Raw genomic sequence first — 18,312 nt, forward strand, 5'->3', positions numbered from 1 at the left:
AAAAATTAGTTAATTCTCATCCCGAATTCACGTAGGTCTATCAACTTTTCAAATTATTAGGAGTATATGATAATACTCGATAAGGTTTCAAGAAATTATGGCAAAACCTATGCTGTTAAAGATATTAGTCTTGAGTTCAAGAAAAAAGAAACTATAGCGATTATAGGATCTTCTGGTAGTGGTAAATCTACTTTATTGCGAATTATCAATGCTTTAGAAGTTCCCACCAGTGGGCATGTGTTAATCGATGACAAAAAATTGACGCAAAAAAATAAAAGGAAACTTTGTCTTAAAATTGGCATGGTTTTTCAAGCGTTTAATCTTTTTCCGCACTTAAATGTCCAAGATAATTTAATATATGCTCCTGTTAATATTTTAGGAATGAAGCAAATGGCTGCCATTGCTAAGGCAGAGAAATTATTAGAACAATTTGGTTTAAGACAAAGAATTACCGCCTTTCCTGTCAATTTATCTGGGGGACAGAAACAAAGAGTGGCGATTTGCCGAGCCTTGATGATGAATCCAGAAATAATGTTATTTGACGAGCCTACTTCAGCTTTAGATCCTGAAAATATTAAAGATATTATTGAAATTATCTCTTTATTAAAAAGTCAAATGACGATGATTGTTGTTACTCACCATATTAAATTTGCCAAAGCGATAGCGGATAGGATCATTTTTATGAATCACGGACAAGTTTTAGCTGATCAGCCGGCAGTAGAGTTTTTTGAAAAACCCAAATCTCATAGAGCAAGATTATTTTTAGAGAATATAGGTGATTTAATGTGAGTAATAAAAGTCTTATAAAGTTAATAATTATTCTATGCATTAGTATTGTCATTACTTTCTGTGTACGTAAACTAGTAGCTGCACAATTTGCTGCTTTTTCTTGGGATAACCAAAAAAGTATAACTTGTTTTATAATGATTTTGGTGATTATCAGTATAGTTTATAATTCCTTTAGTCAAAAAGGTATAAGGATACTCTCTATTCAATTATTAACTTGGGGCGGAATTTTCTTAATTATAATTACTAGTTATGCTTTCAAGTTTGAGTTAAATTACGCCGCTCAAAGAGTCATATCCGTACTAATACCATCATATAATTGGGTCAATAAACAAGGGGAATTAGTGATTAGTCGTAGTAGCGATGGGCATTTTTATATTAATGCACTAGTAAATGGGGTAAAGATTAAGTTTATGATTGATACCGGAGCAAGTGATGTTGCCCTTACTACTAACGATGCTAAAATGCTGGGATTTGACTTATCAAAACTAAATTACACCAGAACTTACTCTACAGCTAATGGTACGAGTAGGGCTGCTCCCGTGAGATTAAATAGTGTTGAGATTGGTAGAGGAGCTTTTTTTAGAAATGTTGAAGCTCACATAGGTACTGGCGGTCTTGACGTATCGTTACTAGGCATGTCGTTATTAGAGCGTTTTAAAGGTTTCAGAATAGATCGAGATATGTTGATTTTGAGTTATTAGGTGTATACTCTTCTAGGAAACAACTATCTAACATATTGATTTTTGAGCATTTTTGCTTCTTCCATTATGAACTTGATAGCACCTATCAAGTGTTAGCTCCTAACAAACTGCTTCTAATAGTTTGTTTTTACATAATGCGTAGTGGTGCTACTTTGAAGAATTGCGTTGTCGATATCGTTTTTGGTCTTGTAGTACCATTACTTACATTGGTATTTTTAGGCAAAGTCTCCATGCACCGTAGCTCGGATAACAGCAAAACTACTTATTTTGACTTCGTATATCAGCAACTATCGTCTGCAATTGGTCTAGATCTACCATTCCTGCTATTAATTTACCATTAATAATATAAGCAGGTACTCCCTGTATTTTTAAACCCTTTGCTAACTTAACATTTTTGTCGATGAGATTTTTTATTTCATCTTTATTGATTTCTTCCGCAATTACTTCATGATTTAGATCATTTACTAGTAACAATTTTTCTACAGATTCTTTGGTAATAGATTTTAAGTCCATTAAACCATTATGAATATCTTGAAACTTACTCGGAGTGGTTTTATAAACAGCTAAAGCAATAGTTGCAGCATAATTAGATGCATCACCAAGAATCGGGAACGGTTTTAAAACGACTTTAACCCCCGTATCTAATTTGATTAACTGGTTAATAAAGTTATGACCTTTTCTACAATAACTACAATTATAATCATAAAAAGTAGCGATGACTACATCTCCATTCGGGTTACCAAGTACAGGAGATGTAAGAGAATCTTCTATTTCAGATTTATTATCTTTTATATATTCGCCAGTTTTTATTTCCATTTCTTGCATTTTACGCTGCTGAAGACCTTCTATTGCCTGAATGATTATTTCGGGATTATTTAATAAATATTCTTTTATAATTTGTTCAGTTTTTTCCACTTCTTCTTTTCTGTCTAACACTTGCTGATCGAGAGTGTTAATCGAAACCGTAGTAGAAGCACTAGGAATCTTCATAGTTTTATAAGCAAATAATGCTAGAAGAACAACAACAATAATTAATAATACTTTACCAACAACATTATGCATAATATTTTTCTATTAAATAGATTAGTTTGTTATAAATGGTTTATTAGTCCAAGTTATATAGTATATTGGCGTCCATATATGACACTCATGTACCTTATTTCAGCATTCTAGTTACTTTTCTATAATTTTCAAGCATTTTAGTTATTTGCCGATAATTTACTTTACCTATTGGTAGAATTGGTATTTCTTTAACAGGGATAATAACTGGTATATTCTTTTGGTTTGAGTCTATTGAATTTTTATGCATTATTTCTATGAATTTTTCACTATTTATGGTCTGACTTGTGGTCAATAGAAAAATCTGTTTGTCTTTATTATCATTATCAGGGCAAATAGCAACATGCTTACTATCAACATCGATCATATTAGCTAAATCCTCTATTAATATCAGCGACATTACTTCTTCTATTGTAACAAATTGCTGAATACGACCTAATAAGGTAAGATATCCATCTTCATCAATTTTTACTATATCTCCAGTATCATACCATCCCAAACCCAATTCTTCTGATGATGTAGGGTGGATAATTCCGGGATTATTAGAGTGCATATAGCCAAGCATAATATTTGGTCCTTTGATGAATAGTTGTCCTACCCCCTCTATTCCAATAGACCTCTCGCATAATTCTATTTCTGCTGGTAATTTATTCGTACTACCGGTACTCTGCTCTTCGCCTACATTTGAGTACGCTACGGTTCGAAGCTCCGTGGTTTCTTTAAATTCCTCAGCAGAAACAAATTCTTCAAGAGGTCTATTGTGAATTGGTTTAATATAATATTCTATTTTAGGCATCAAACGCCCTACACTTCCAGCACGATAATGCATTGGGGTATTACAAGATATTATTGGAGATGTTTCTGACGTACCATATCCTTCAAAAATTCTTATACCAAACTTATCAAGCCATAATTCCCTTGTGTCTTTTCTCAGTTTCTCACTACTGGCAAATACGTATCTTATAGAATAAAAATCGTAAGGATGAGCATAGACAGCATAACCATGCAAAAATATATCCGTACCAAACATAATTGTCGCTCCGATATCGTATATTACCTCAGGAATACTCCTATAATGCAGAGAAGACGGGTAAAGAAACACTGGTATAGCATTGAGTGTCATCATTATTGTTCCAGATAAACCAAAACAGTGAAAAAGCGGTAAAGCCATAAAGGCAGAATCATCAGGACTAAAATGTACCTTAGCTAGAAGTTGGCATCTATTAGCCTGCAAGTTCCTATGTGATAATACTACAGCTTTAGCTGTTGCTGAAATACCAGAAGTAAATACTACAACTGATGGATCATTATCATCATAACTGCTACATATATTGTTGTAATAACTTTGTGGGAAGAAGCTGGCAATAATAGCCTTAATTTTTAAATATAAATCAATTCTTTGTGTTAAATCTTCAAGGTAAATAATTTTTATATTGGCTGCTAAGATTTTTGCTACCACTTCCTGTAATCCAGCTTTTTCAACAAACTGTTTTGAAGTATATACCATTTTAACGGACGTTGTTTTACATGAAGCCACTATATTGCTCACCTCACTCATATAGTCAATCATAACTGGTCGACGGCAGCAGGCTTGCATAGCATAAAAAGTAACCATAGTTTCAACCATATTAGGTAGCATAAGAGCTACATAGTCAGCTACTTCCGTATCCTGTTTTATTAAATTTGCTAAAGTAAAAGATCCCAATATTAATTGGCGATAGGTAACAGATTTATCATCAATATCTTGTATTATTTTTTTGTTAAAACCGTAAGCTTTTGCTGTCTCAATTAGAGACTGAAATATAGTATTCTGATAATCAGAGCTTTCAAACATCATATCAGCCATGATATCATAAAGAGCCTGACCTATATATTTACGCTTTTCCCTATTATCTATATTCGGCTTAGAAGGAAATTTTACTGGTGGCAAAATAGTAATAGTAACCTTAGGAAACATCCGTGTTTTTAATATATTCTTAAGTTTAGAAAAATGAGTAAATTGTGTACCATCTATTCTTACAGGTAGAATTGTCGCATCAGATTTCTCAGCAATCATGCCAGGTCCTTCATATATCTTCATTAAGGAACCAGTAATACTTATTCTTCCTTCAGGGAATATAGCAACTTTTTTATCTTTTTGTACTTCCCTAATCAAGCTCTTTATAGCCATTGAATTAGAAGGATCAATGGGTAAAGTTTTTGCCATCGTTAAGAATGGTTTTACCCACCACACTTTAGCCATAGTTGTATTAATGGCAAAAGTCATTTCTTCAGGTAGATAAGTTGCCAGTAATGCAGGATCAAGATATGAAATATGATTGGCGATAACTACTGATCTTTTACCAGCTTTATAAAAATTTTCAATACCTTTTACTTCCACTCTGTACATGCAATCAAAAAGAAATTTTAAAATAGCTCGGTTAACAGCAAAAGGTACTATTTTTACTTCGGGAATTAATTGATAAATATAATAAGCTACCACTATGTTAAGTAGGCTAATAAATAATATAACAAATGGTATCGAATATCCCCAATGGAATAACAATGAAAGTATTACAGTAGACCCAGCCATAAATATAGCATTAACAAAATTATTTATAGCAATTATTCTACTACGATGAGCTGAAGAACTCAAATATTGTAATACTGCAAAAAGCGGAACAATATACAGCCCCGCAATGGCAGCTATAAAAAATAAATCGATAATGATTCGCCAATTATGCTTTTTAGATAAAAAGACAAATATACTCTTTAACTGTTCCGGTTCATAATGAACTGCACTAATGCGACTGGCAAAAAATAAATCAATACCAAATATACTGATACCAAGTGCCGAGACAAAAACATATTTCGTGGTAATTTCATTTCCAAAAATCTTACTACACCAAAAAGAACCAACCCCTACTCCAATTGAAAATGTTGCAAGGAACAAATTAGCAACATTTTCATCCGCTCCAAAAGTATCTTTGGCAAGAGATGGAATTTGAGCAAGTATTGCTGCACTGATAAACCAAAACCAAGATATACCAAGAATTGCCAAATATACTTGCTTTTTAGCTTTAGCATATTTAATCATTTCTATACTTTCACGAAATAAATTTAAATTTATTTTAATTTCACAGTTAGAATTATTCGATCTTGGCATAAAATAACTAGCAACAACACCAACCATAGCAATTATTATCAGAATAGTGATGATTAAATTGCCACTTATAGTGTAGTATCCTCCAATAATAGTACCAACTAAAATAGAGATAAATGTTCCTGCCTCAACAAATCCATTAGCTCCCAATAGTTCATTTTTGTATAAATGATCTGGCAGAACACTGTATTTGATTGGTCCAAAAAATGTTGAATGTATACCCATAAAAAATATAGACAAAAAAAGTATTACTAAATTATTATTGAAAAACCCATAAGTAGCGAAAAGCACTATGGATAGTTCAAATAATTTAATGATTTTAACTAAAGTTGATCGCTCATATCTATCAGCCACTTGCCCTGCAATACTTGCAAATATAACAAAAGGCAATACAAAAATAGTATTAGCAGCAAGTACAAGCAATTGGGTTGATTCTACCAATTGACTAGATAGTTTATAAGTAATTAATATAATTAGAGCATTTTTTAGTATACTATCATTCATACAACCACAAAATTGTACTATGAAGATAGGCAAAAAACGCATATCTCGAAATAAATATAATTGATTTGATGGCATGCTTTCTCCAAAGGCATATTTAGTTGTAGTATAGTATGTAATTTGTTACTCGATAATCAACTTTTTTCTAAGGCATAACAATTGGCTTATTGCAGGACAAATTTTTGTGTTAGCATTTATAATGCTGAAACTTTTAGGTTAATAAGGTTGTAAAAATTAAGGTAAAATTTTATGTATAGATTCTTTAAGATTATTTTTAATTTTCTGAAATTCTTCCATGATATTATTTAGTTTACTTATCTTTTCTAAAAATTCTTTCATTTCATTTTTTTTAAGTAATGGTATCTGTATATTACAAAGCTGTTCATAAGTTAAATTCGCTCTAACAGCTCCATATTTTGTATCGTATTTGCCAATAATGGCTAAATAATATTTTGACTTTAAAATATGTAATAAATATTCGGATGGTAGAATATCTTGGAATTTCTTTAAAACTCTAAATACGGTATAAATACCACTTACATAACCACCGCTTAAATCTTCAAAGACTAAACCTAAAGAACCCACATTAATCCTATGCGGATTATATACCAAATCTCCAGCTTGAACCTGCTTGTATTTTTGGTTTATGTCCTCACCTTTTAAAATTTCATTGTCAAAAACACCAATACTATTACTTACACCTAAAATTCTAAAATCTGTAATTGGCTGTAAAGAGGGCTCTGTTTTTTCTGTTATCTCCTCAATATAATTACCAAGTTTTATAATATCACCTTTTAAATTAGCAAAAATATCAAAATAATCATAAATCCACAAACTATAACCATTCTTGGAGATTTCAGTTGATGCTATTATAGCAGATTCAATTTCTAAAACAGTCTTTTTATTGTTGAAAGCATCAAGTGCAGCTGGCAAATCATTGTCCTTAATTGGCTTCTTTCTTGAACCAAGTTCATGACCAACCGCATTAACTGCAAAAAAGAATGTGTTTGATATCTTTCTGTTTTTCTCGAAATACACAATGCTTGTTTTTGTTGGTGTGTAAGGTTCAAAAAGCTTTCTTGGCAATGAAACAATAGAAACATTTGATGAATTATTAAAAATATACTCTCTTACCTTTCCAACATCGCCCCCATCTGAAAGAAAGTTTTCTTTTACAAGTAAACAACCTCTACCACCTAGTTTTAAAGCTTCAAAGCAATGTAAAGCACAAATAGCGTCACCATTATTTGATTGAATGGGATATAAATACCCAAACCTTGTTTGTTGCGAATATGGTGGATTTGTAATTACAATATCATATTTTTGATTTACATAATCAGACAGGGTGTCTTGTTTTTTGATATTACTATGCCCGTCTCCGAACAAAATCATATTCATTTTTGCAATTCTTGCATTTACAGTAATCTCAGAACCGTAAATTGTTTTTTTTCTTAGAATATTTTGCATCTCATCGTTAAACGAAGTTCTGATTTTTAAATATCTAAACGCTTCAATTAAAAACCCTCCTGTACCACAAAAAGGGTCATAAATGGTTTCGCCAATTTTAGGATTAACCATACTTATCATTGTTCTTACAATGTTTCTAGGTGTAAAATATTCACCTAAATCTTTAATTTTGATGCCTTGGTAAGCATTTTTTAAAAAATACTCAAAAGCATCACCATTCACATCACTATCTGAAGCTGTAAGGTTAAGTTTTGAAATCTCATAAATAATCTCTTCAAAAATATCAGGTGAATTAATAGGGAATGCTTCGCTAAAAATATCACCATATTTCTTGTTAATCTTAATCCAAACAACATCTTTCACATATTGATACAATTCGTTTCCTTTTCTCTGAGAAAATGAACTCCATCTAAGGTACTCATCTAATGTATTCTCCTCGCCCCCCAACATCTTTAGAACAGAAATCTCATCAAGAATTTTTAAAAACAAAATATCAGAAAATGCTCCAAATCTATCAAGACCTGCTTGTAGACCATCCTCTCTTAGTAAATTAGCTGCTCTTTTAAATATCTTAATAAGCTCGTCTCTTGAATGCTGAATAAAATTTACTGCAGATAGTATTTCAGATCCTTCGTTAACAAATCTGAGTGCCGTATGATGATTTACAAATTGCCTTACATCTTCTCCATCAATTTTAAGATTACGCCCATTATACAAATATTGGGTTTCAATATAACTTCCATTATAAGCAAATATAAGTGGCGTATTTAGTGGTTTAGCATACAAATTCAATGCTTGGTTTATTGCTAATTGTATACTTTCATTCGGTTTTTTTGCCTCAATTATTATTATTGGTTCATTACTTCCTTCCTTGTATAGCACAAAGTCAGGCATTTTACCGTTAAGTAATTCTTTTTGCTTTGTAAGTTTCACTCTTTGTTGAAATACGTTACATTTTGGGTCTTTTTCATCGACAATCCAACCAAGATTATCAAGTTGGACTAAAATATCATGCGTTACAGACGCTTCTAATCTTTTAGTATACATATAGAATATTCCAATTTCACAAAACAGCTTGTTTTATCAACAAATTAAACATATCGTAATTATCTCTGTTATTAATCTACAGAACTCATCAACTTATTTTTGCGAGTGTTGTGATGATACACGGTAATAAATAACCTGAATTTAATATAACAAGTTATTCCAAATTCGGTTATATCTATAAATATAACAGATTTTTATGATCCACTAATAGCTGTTTTCATTATTTTTGCGGTATTGCTTATTTTGTTCATCCCCTAACCAGTACATTACTATTACTCTACTATTATTCATTCTTTAAAAGGCTTATTCTTATCCCAAACTAATGGTTAATTGGAACAGAAAGTACTTTAAATTAAGTTAGCTCTAAGGCTGCTTCTTCTAGTACATTAATTTGATCTCGTATTTTTGCCGCCTGTTCAAATTCTAAATTACTAGCCTTTTCATACATTTCCTTCTTTAATCTATCGATATGAGCTTTCAATTTCATTGGATTGTCCAATAATATATGAGTTTGTTTTTTATTATCTAACTTACTATCCAATTTTTCTAATTCGATTAGTGCATGGATATGGTGATTAATTGTCTGCGGTACTATACCATGTTGCCTATTATATTCCTCCTGAATTTTTCTTCTTCTATATGTCTCACCTACAGCCTTATCAATAGACTTGGTGTTGCGATCTGCGTAGAGTATTACTCTTCCTTGACTATTCCTTGCAGCCCTGCCGATAGTTTGAATTAATGAGACTTCAGAACGCAAAAAACCTTCTTTATCAGCATCAAGTATCGCAACAAGTCCACATTCTGGAATATCTAAACCTTCTCGCAATAAATTAATACCAACAATAATATCTATAGTACCTTGGCGTAAATCTCTTATGATTTCCATACGTTCAAGAGTATGAACATTAGAGTGCAAATATGATACTTTATACCCTAATTCTTGTAGATAATTTGTTAAATCTTCTGACATTTTTTTAGTTAATGTTGTCACTAAAACACGGAATCCTGCATTTATCGTATATTGAATTTCATTTAGCAAATCTTCAACTTGGTTGGTTGCTGGTTTTATAATACATTCTGGGTCAAGTAGCCCTGTTGGTCTAATAATTTGCTCAACCGTAACTCCTGCTGTTTCTTCCAATTCGAAAGCCCCCGGTGTAGCCGAAACAAAAACCGTTTGAGGTCTAAAATCTTGCCATTCCTCAAATTTTAATGGTCTATTATCTAAGGCTGATGGAAGGCGAAACCCGTGTTCCACTAATACTTCTTTTCTTGCCCTATCACCATTATACATTGCTCTAATTTGCGGGACAGATACGTGACTTTCATCGACAAATAGTAAAGCATCTTTAGGCAAATATTCAAATAAGGTTGGCGGGGGTTGCCCATTTGCTTTACCAGTTAGGAATCGAGAGTAATTCTCAATGCCTTTGCAACTGCCAGTTTCCATCATCATTTCCATATCATATTGGGTACGTTGATTTAATCTTTGAGCCTCTACTAATTTATCGTGTGCTTTAAGAAATTCTAAACGTCGTTGTAATTCCTCTTCAATTTGCGATATAGCATTTTGTACTACTTCTTTAGGTGTTACAAAGTGGGACTTAGCATAAATCACAGCTTGATCCAATTTAGCTAATTTTTCACCTGTAAGCGGATCAAATTCGCTTATATATTCAAGTTCATTGCCAAAAAATGACAATCGCCAAGCTTTATCGTTATAATGTACTGGAAATATATCAATATTATCACCTTTTACCCTAAACGTACCGCGTTCAAACCCCACATCATTACGCTCATATTGTAAATTTACTAAGTCATTAAGCAATTTATCTCTAGCATAAATTTCCCCAGACTTAAGGCTTATTGTCATCTGATAATAAAGATTTGGTGAACCAAGACCATAAATACAAGAAACTGAGGATACAACAATTACATCCCGACGTTCCAGCAGTGACCTAGTAGCAGAGTGTCGTAATAAATCTATTTGTTCATTTATCGAAGAATCTTTTTCTATATAAGTATCGGTTTTTGCAATATATGCTTCAGGTTGGAAATAATCATAATATGATACAAAATATTCAACGGCATTATTGGGAAAAATTGCCTTCATTTCTGAATAAATTTGTGCAGCTAATGTCTTATTATGTACCATAATAAGCGATGGTCGACCGGTTCTCTCAATAATATTTGCCATAGTAAAGGTCTTACCAGAACCAGTAATACCAAAGAGTATTTGTGAACGCATTCTAGATTCAAGACCTTTAACGATTTCATTAATTGCTTTTGGCTGATCGCCAGCTGGACTATATTTAGATACTATTGAAAACTTATTTATCATTAACTTGTAACTTGCTAAAAGTTTATTATATGTGGATAATAGTTTTATAACCAATTAAATAGGGTAACTCTTATGAAAAGCATTCTTTTTTATACGGTCATCATTTATACATTAACATATTGTCCCTATTGCACTAAGGCCAAAAAGCTACTTGATCAAAAAAATATACCTTATCAAGAAATAATCGTAGACAATTATAGTGACAAGCAAAGATTAGAGTTGCAAGCTAAAGCTAATGGACAACGTACATTACCACAAATATTTATTAATGATAAGCATATTGGTGGATGTGACGCTCTTCATAAACTTGAAGAAGAAGGTAAGTTAGATGAATTAGTAAAATAATATCATATAATTATGACAGCAAAAATTCTAAGAATAAAAGTATTAAGTCATGGTAACTTGGTTTGAATATACTTGACTTATAGGTGATAATAATTTACTTTAACGCAGGTTACATGGCGGATGTAGCTCAGTTGGTTAGAGCATCAGATTGTGGATCTGAGGGTCGCGGGTTCAAGTCCCGTCATTCGCCCCATATTTGTTAGGTTAAAAATTCTTCTCTCAGATAAAGCCATAGGGTAATTTAAAAGTCACGATCAGTATTTGCTATTAGCGAAAAATATCTATTGTATTTTCATGTTTGAGAAGCAGCAATAAATTAAGCATTCGTAGCTCAGCTGGATAGAGCGTTGCCCTCCGAAGGCAGAGGTCGTTGGTTCGAATCCAATCGAATGCACCAATTACTTGAGAGTCTAAGGATTTAATAATGAGTGAAAAAGGTTCTATAATAGTGGCTTTTACCTTTTGCACAAATTTGATATTTATTATAAAAGCTACCAGCGTACTTCTGGGGGCAGAGACATTAATATTGCTTCAACGTTGCCATCTGTCATTAAGCCAAACATTGTCCCACGATCATATAATAAGTTAAATTCAACATATCTACCACGACGCACTAATTGATAATCCTTTTGTTCATTAGTCCAAGGCAGTAGCATCTTTGTTCTAACAATTTCAGGATATACTGTTAAGAATGTTTGTCCCACGTCCTTAGTAAAAGAAAAATCATTATTAAAATTTCCAGTATTTAAATAATCATAAAATATACCGCCTACTCCCCTTGGCTCATTTCTATGTTTTAAGTAAAAATACTCATCACATTGTTTTGTAAATTTAGGATAATAATTTGGATCATGTTTATCACAAGCATGTTTAAAAGCATTGTGAAATTTTGTCGTCTCATTTTCATTAGGGTAAAATGGCGTTAGGTCTCCACCACCGCCAAACCAATGATTAGCAGTTTCAATATAGCGGGTGTTGAAATGTACCGCTGGTATCAATGGAGAAGTAAGATGAGCCACGATAGAAATACCAGTAGCAAAGAATTGCCTACTATTTTCCGTACCCGGTATATTTTTACTAAACTTTGGAGATAATTCTCCAAAAACTGTAGAAATATTCACCCCAACTTTCTCAAATAAGTTACCACGCATTACAGACATTACTCCCCCACCACCGCTTTTTCTCTCCCAAGGTGTTCGTATGAATTTTGCGGGTACTAAATCTCTTGCCTTACTATATTCAAGCTCAATTTCCTCTAATTTGCTACATACTTGATCACGTAAATTACTAAACCATGTTATCGCCTTTTCTTTGTTAGTTATCATAATTTTTCCAGTCATTTACAGTATACTCCAAAAATTTCTTCCACTAATACTTTAAGAAAAAATAATTTTTTTTATATTGAATTTCTATAGCCTGTGTTATGTTTTACTTGTTGTGTTCTAAGTAGTGATGTAGCTTTACTACTATCATTAGTATGTTTCTGATTGTGTATAATATTTCCTATATCTTTTACGGTATCTTTCTGCTTCATTAGCTGTAATGCTTGCGTATAAATGTCCTTCTCCGGTGATTTTGCTATAATTTTCTCTAATTTTGCTTCAACTCTTTCTCTTATTTGTTGTTTGTCTTGATCATTTGCCTGTTTACCAATTTTATCAACAGTCAATTGATCAATAAATTTATCCATCTCATTATTAAACGATATTATATCTTTATTGTTAGTTAAAATATCTTTTGTTGATTGCATTATCTTATATTTATCAGCTTTTGTTAGTTCTTGTATCGGTCTTGGTATAAAAATAATACCACCAGTTCTCTCGGCAATTACTTTTTGAATCAGTTCCTCTCCACCTTTCTGATATATTTTCTCAAGCTCATTTCTAGCAGCTTTAAGATATTTTAGAGTTTTATAATCAATAGCACGGTTTTGTTTTTTTCTTGTAATTGCTCCTGTGGCTTGTTCTGCAACTTCAACCGTTATTGAATAATCTTCTATATGCTGTTCAAGGGTTTTGTTTTTACTAACTATAACTGTTCTATTCGCTTCGTTAGCAAGATTCTCTCTTATTGCTTTGCCGCTCTGAGCATTTTTAACAAAGCGTGGGGATAACTTTAATATGTCACATGTGCCGTGTTCTTTTGCTCGTATAGATTCTATGGAGTTTAGAGATTGGTTCAGATTTTTGGCTCCGAGATTTGTCATACTATTTAAATCCTGAATACTAAAAGTAGAGCAGCTAAAAATATCTTTTTGTATAGCATTATTATAATATAATTTGCTATCGATTTTCACTGTGTTAGCAACTTGTAAAATAAAAGGGAGATTTGTTATAACTCCTGCTGCATCAATGTGAAAAATCTCCATATTATCACCATTAGAATGTATCTGAAGAGGTGTGCAATGAGCGTCTCCTCTTCCTGGAACAGGCATTTGTATGATAAGATCGTAGTGAAGAGGCTGCTTAGAGTCATATTTTTGTTTTACTATGTCTTTAAGTTTGTCCAAACTCTCATGATCCTTAATTATCACCGGTTGGTAATTTATGCCATGTTCTGCTCGAGCATTGGATTTTGCTTGAAGCATTAAAGCTATTATTGAAGAATGTTGGGTTGATCCGGAGTCTAATAGTTTCATTTGTTCTGTGTTAGGTAGTTTTTCCCTGTTTATTCTTAAGTTATCTATAACAGCAACTTTTTGTTCCATTAATGATATGTTTGCATCTAGACTAGCTTTTAATTCCTCGTAACTTATCATATATACCTTAGTATAATTAAACGTAAAAAATGACAGATAGGTTATCTAGAACCTTAACGGATTAGCTATATTTCTCTCTTATAGCTATTATTTTTAATTAATCGTCTTATTTCATTTCTCATAAAATAAATGACAACTAAAAATATACTAGAAATAGTCATAATATAAAAGGCAGGAGCATAAAACAAGCCTGTTTTTTCAACAAGCCAACGAGAAATAAGAGGAGAAGTGCCGCCAAATATAGTAATACCCAAATTATAACTAAAGGATACCCCTGAAAATTTTTGTTCAGGAGTAAATAAAGATATAATAAAGCTATAGGCTGCCCCAGCTATTGCCCCACTAAGAATACCTAAGATAGTTAGTGCTAGAATTTGTTGCCACATGAACGGTAATGACATAGATAACAAAATAGGTAAAGCCAATATCAAGATCGCTAAGCTTACTAAAGCTAAAGTCTTAAATTTTCCAATAATATCAGTTAATCCACCAAATAATGGCATAGATACCATCGCTATAAAATTTGCATATAATGAATAAATAAGGGAAGTTGTATTATCAAAATGCATAACATCCTGGTAATACACATTAATGTAGGTTTTTACTAAATAGACGACGCTACTAGCAACTGCACCTGTACAAAAGGTTAAAAACATCGCTTTCCAAGCTGTCTTAACTACGTTGATAAAAGGTGCTTTTAAAGTTTTCTTTTGTTCAGCTAACATTTTGAAAATTGGAGTCTCTGATACACGAAGACGCAAATAGAAACCGACAAGCCCCATAGCCCCGCCTAGTAAAAATGCAAAACGCCAAGCAAAATCAAAATGATAAAAATATTGTTCAATAATAATTCCTACAAGGGTGGCTATTAACGTACCAGCCATATTTGAGCCATGTACTAAACCAGCAGTAAAACCTGGTCGTAAATTTTGATGATGTTCTAGAATAAAAATAGCAGCTCCAGCCCCTTCACCACTAATACATAAGCCTTGAAAAAGACGCATTATGATTAATATTATCGGTGCATAAACTCCTATGTCATGATAGGAAGGAATTAGTCCTATAGTAAATGTTGGTATAGTCATACCAAGCATGGAAATAATTAAGGCTATACGCCTTCCATATTTATCGCCAACATAACCAAAAAATATACCACCAATTGGTCTAGTAATGAATCCTACTGCAAATACCCCGAGAGTCCATAATATTTGTAGAAATTTTGAGCTTGAAGGAAAAAATGTGTGACCAATTACTAATGCAAATACTGAATATACTGTGAAATCATAATATTCTAGTATATTTCCTGAAATTGCTGATAAAAAAACGGATTTAGGTTTGCTCATCTATATCTTATCAATCAAATTTAATTAAATCGGATTATAGACTACTTAATCAACTTATAAAGTGTAAAATAATTTTATTTTCTGTAATCATTTCTTTTAAAAAAATCAACACAACCAATTATATCATATAATTAATTTATCAGATTATTTTAATTTTGCCAACTTTTAGTTACATAGTAACATAATTATTACTATATAATTAATTTTTATCTAATAATTAGCAATTTATATTATCTATTACTTGATTCTTTTGAGCGAGACATTCATTATGCTATAATGACCTGATATGATATTGTGTTATTAAACTTAATTAAGAATTATGGAGTTATTGTCATGACAACACCAAAGACAGTTCTCTCTCTCTCAGGAGGTGGAGTCAAAGGGATCGCTCAATTGGTTGTGCTTGCAGAAATTGAAAGAATTACAGGGAAATATATAGTCGAATTATTTGACGTTATTGTTGGTACTAGCGTCGGTGGATTACTTGCCGTTTTATTCGGCATTCCCAAACCAGGTTCAACAAAACCTCTTCTCTCAGCGCAAGAAGCTTTAAAACTATTCGAAGATAGTGTTGCTGATATTTTCCCACAACATTGGTATCATCAAGGAAAAATTGGTCAAATATTTAGTCATAAATATAGCCAGAAACCTCTTAAAGCACTGTTAGACAAATATCTTGGTGATATGAAATTTGATGATCTGCTGGGTCATGTTCTTGTAACAGCTTTTGAGTTAAACAAAGAAAGTTCTATTAAGATGTTTGATAGTCATAAACATAAGGTTAAGGCAAAAGATGTAGTCCGTGCTACTACGGCAGCTCCTAGCTATTTAAAAAGCGTGAAAATTGAGGATGAGGAAGGTAAGCATATTCTGATTGATGGAGGCGTAGGTCCTTGTAATCGTCCAGGGGCAGAAGCTATAAAATATTTTAAAGAGGGATTAAATCGTGAACAACAAGGAGAAATGTTAGATAACATGACGCTTGTTGCCCTTAATTTTCAATCGCCTCTTGAAAAACAAGATGTACTACCACCTCACCTTGATGGTCTTATACCTCAGCTAGCTAATGGGCTAGTGAACAACATGATGAAAGCTTCTCAAGATGCTGCCACGAAGGAAGTTGAAAGAGACCTACCGGAAAAGCAATTTTTCAACTTATTACTTCCTGTGCCGAAAGGATCTACGAAATTAGATAATTCTAGTCCAAAGAATATGGCTAAATTAAAAGCAGCTAGTACAAAATATATAGAAGATAATAAAGAGTTTATTGAGAATCTATGTAAGGATTTGGTCAAGAATGCCAAAGCTATGGAAGAGAGTTTAAAAGCAACAGATATTGACGAATCTAATGTTTCTAGTGCGTTAGTAGCGAGTGATAATACTAATGAAGAGCAAGATAATAATGCTTCCAGTACTGTTAGTAATCGTGTAATATCAAAAGAATGTGATAAACAACAATTATTGATTAAAGATTTAAATGATAGTCAATATGAAACTTTACAAAAAAGCTTGAGTACTTTAACTCCTAGGGAATCTCAGCTTCTAGAAATGTTCTTACAAGTATTAGATAATACACAAATTGAAGCTCTATCCGGTCGGATTAGCTCAATCATCAACGGTAACCATATGGATGAGATACCTGAGTTAACTAATTCTCAAAATATGCTTCTTAACTCTTTTAGTAAGATGTTTATACCTGATAATGATTATAATACTTGTGGTCAAGAAGCTTTAGCTCAAGACGTACCGTGTGATGGAAGAGGCTCAGATTTTTCACACGCTCCTCCTGAAGTGTATTAATTGTAATTACCCCAATTTGGATAAGAATTAACTAATTCTTATCCCGAATTCGCGTCTGTTGAGTATATTCTTGATATTTACAGAAGATAGCATAAAATAACCAAGCAGTGAATTGCTTATGAGTTTGTTATGTTACATAGATATATTAAAAACAATGATGTTGTTTCTTTAGAAGAAAAACAACATCTATTTCATCTCGTTGATCCGAGTCCTTGGCCAATCCTGACTTCATTTGCCTTATTGCTTTTAGCTAGCGGTAGCATAATGTTTATGCATGCATATAGATTTGGTGAATATGTTTTTGGAGCTGGTATTCTTTCAGTGATTTTTTGTGTATATTCATGGTGGAGTGATGTAATTAAAGAGGGGTTAATTGGAAAACATCATACGCAGCCAGTAAGAATCGGCTTAAGGATAGGTATGGCACTATTTATTTTGTCAGAAATAATGTTTTTTGCTGTATTTTTTGGGTCATTTTTTAAAGCAAACCTTTTCCCTGTAGGACTGCTAGATGGTGTATGGGTGGTAAAGCCTGGTGTATGGCCTCCTGCTGGTATTCAAACATTTGATCCTTTTGACATTCCTTTTATTAACACATTGATTCTTTTGTTGTCCGGTACAACAGTAACTTGGGCACATTATGCTCTTGAGGAAAATAACCAAAAGGATTGTATGACCGCTCTTAGCTTTACCATAATACTTGGGGTATTATTTAGTTTAATGCAAGCTTACGAATATCATCATGCAACTTTTAAATTTAAAGATGGTATCTATTCTTCTAATTTTTATCTAGCAACCGGTTTCCATGGTGTTCACGTGATAATTGGCACTATATTTCTAGGTGTTTGTTATTATAGAGTGCGGCGAGGTGACTTTGTGAAAGGTAATGGTCATTTGGGTTTTGAATTTGCAGCTTGGTACTGGCATTTTGTCGATGTAGTATGGTTGTTTTTGTTCACTTTTGTATATGTTCTTGGAAGATAGACTGTTAAAATATAGACATGTTTATATTAGAC

The 18,312-nt window shown here is 32.5% G+C and carries 12 protein-coding genes and 2 tRNA genes; 7 read left to right on the forward strand and 7 right to left on the reverse strand.

The annotated features are described in order from the left end of the window. Positions 1–66: 66 nt before the first annotated feature. Together ACFEL2_RS00380 and ACFEL2_RS00385 are read left to right on the forward strand one after the other, a co-directional pair. The gene (locus tag ACFEL2_RS00380) at positions 67–789 is read left to right on the forward strand and encodes an amino acid ABC transporter ATP-binding protein (protein ID WP_341751450.1); all 723 of its coding nucleotides are present in this window, start codon (positions 67–69) and stop codon (positions 787–789) included. Further along, the gene (locus ACFEL2_RS00385; RefSeq protein WP_341751449.1) at positions 786–1,490 is read left to right on the forward strand and encodes a TIGR02281 family clan AA aspartic protease; all 705 of its coding nucleotides are present in this window, start codon (positions 786–788) and stop codon (positions 1,488–1,490) included. Before ACFEL2_RS00380 ends, ACFEL2_RS00385 begins: the two co-directional genes overlap by 4 nt. A gap of 258 nt (positions 1,491–1,748) precedes the next feature. On the opposite strand, the gene ACFEL2_RS00390 is transcribed toward ACFEL2_RS00385, so the two are convergent. From ACFEL2_RS00390 to uvrB, 4 genes are all read right to left on the reverse strand, one after another. Then, on the reverse strand, positions 1,749–2,552 hold the full coding sequence (locus ACFEL2_RS00390; protein ID WP_341751448.1) for a DsbA family protein: 804 nt from the start codon (positions 2,550–2,552) through the stop codon (positions 1,749–1,751). A 94-nt stretch (positions 2,553–2,646) separates the two neighbouring features. Then, complete coding sequence (locus ACFEL2_RS00395; RefSeq protein ID WP_410521670.1) at positions 2,647–6,270, reverse strand: acyl-[ACP]--phospholipid O-acyltransferase; 3,624 nt, start codon at positions 6,268–6,270, stop codon at positions 2,647–2,649. 156 nt (positions 6,271–6,426) lie between these two features. Continuing rightward, complete coding sequence (locus tag ACFEL2_RS00400) at positions 6,427–8,706, reverse strand: N-6 DNA methylase (protein WP_341751447.1); 2,280 nt, start codon at positions 8,704–8,706, stop codon at positions 6,427–6,429. A gap of 352 nt (positions 8,707–9,058) precedes the next feature. Beyond that, positions 9,059–11,047 (reverse strand): excinuclease ABC subunit UvrB, encoded by a 1,989-nt coding sequence (gene uvrB / locus ACFEL2_RS00405; protein ID WP_341752325.1) that lies wholly within the window; start codon positions 11,045–11,047, stop codon positions 9,059–9,061. 75 nt (positions 11,048–11,122) lie between these two features. On the opposite strand from uvrB, the gene grxC reads away from it, so the two are divergent. From grxC to ACFEL2_RS00420, 3 genes are all read left to right on the forward strand, one after another. Further along, positions 11,123–11,395 (forward strand): glutaredoxin 3, encoded by a 273-nt coding sequence (gene grxC / locus ACFEL2_RS00410; protein WP_341751446.1) that lies wholly within the window; start codon positions 11,123–11,125, stop codon positions 11,393–11,395. Between the two features lie 116 nt (positions 11,396–11,511). Continuing rightward, positions 11,512–11,588: transfer RNA gene (locus tag ACFEL2_RS00415), tRNA-His, on the forward strand. Between the two features lie 127 nt (positions 11,589–11,715). After that, positions 11,716–11,792: transfer RNA gene (locus tag ACFEL2_RS00420), tRNA-Arg, on the forward strand. Between the two features lie 94 nt (positions 11,793–11,886). Here the strand turns inward: ACFEL2_RS00420 and hemF are convergent. The 3 genes from hemF to ACFEL2_RS00435 form a co-directional block, all read right to left on the reverse strand. Then, complete coding sequence (hemF, locus tag ACFEL2_RS00425) at positions 11,887–12,723, reverse strand: oxygen-dependent coproporphyrinogen oxidase (protein ID WP_341752324.1); 837 nt, start codon at positions 12,721–12,723, stop codon at positions 11,887–11,889. Between the two features lie 68 nt (positions 12,724–12,791). Then, positions 12,792–14,153 carry a hypothetical protein gene (locus tag ACFEL2_RS00430; protein ID WP_375332002.1) on the reverse strand — a complete coding sequence of 454 codons (1,362 nt, stop codon included), beginning with the start codon at positions 14,151–14,153 and terminating at the stop codon, positions 12,792–12,794. Between the two features lie 65 nt (positions 14,154–14,218). Next, on the reverse strand, positions 14,219–15,496 hold the full coding sequence (locus ACFEL2_RS00435) for an MFS transporter (RefSeq protein WP_341751444.1): 1,278 nt from the start codon (positions 15,494–15,496) through the stop codon (positions 14,219–14,221). A 333-nt stretch (positions 15,497–15,829) separates the two neighbouring features. Between ACFEL2_RS00435 and ACFEL2_RS00440 the strand changes: the two genes are divergently transcribed. After that, a complete protein-coding gene (locus ACFEL2_RS00440; protein ID WP_375332003.1) occupies positions 15,830–17,296 on the forward strand; it encodes a patatin-like phospholipase family protein in 1,467 nt (488 codons plus the stop codon). A gap of 129 nt (positions 17,297–17,425) precedes the next feature. Continuing rightward, the gene (locus tag ACFEL2_RS00445; protein WP_341751442.1) at positions 17,426–18,280 is read left to right on the forward strand and encodes a cytochrome c oxidase subunit 3; all 855 of its coding nucleotides are present in this window, start codon (positions 17,426–17,428) and stop codon (positions 18,278–18,280) included. Positions 18,281–18,312: the final 32 nt, after the last annotated feature.

The sequence above is a fragment of the Candidatus Tisiphia endosymbiont of Temnostethus pusillus genome (genome assembly GCF_964264675.1).
Lineage (GTDB): Bacteria > Pseudomonadota > Alphaproteobacteria > Rickettsiales > Rickettsiaceae > Tisiphia.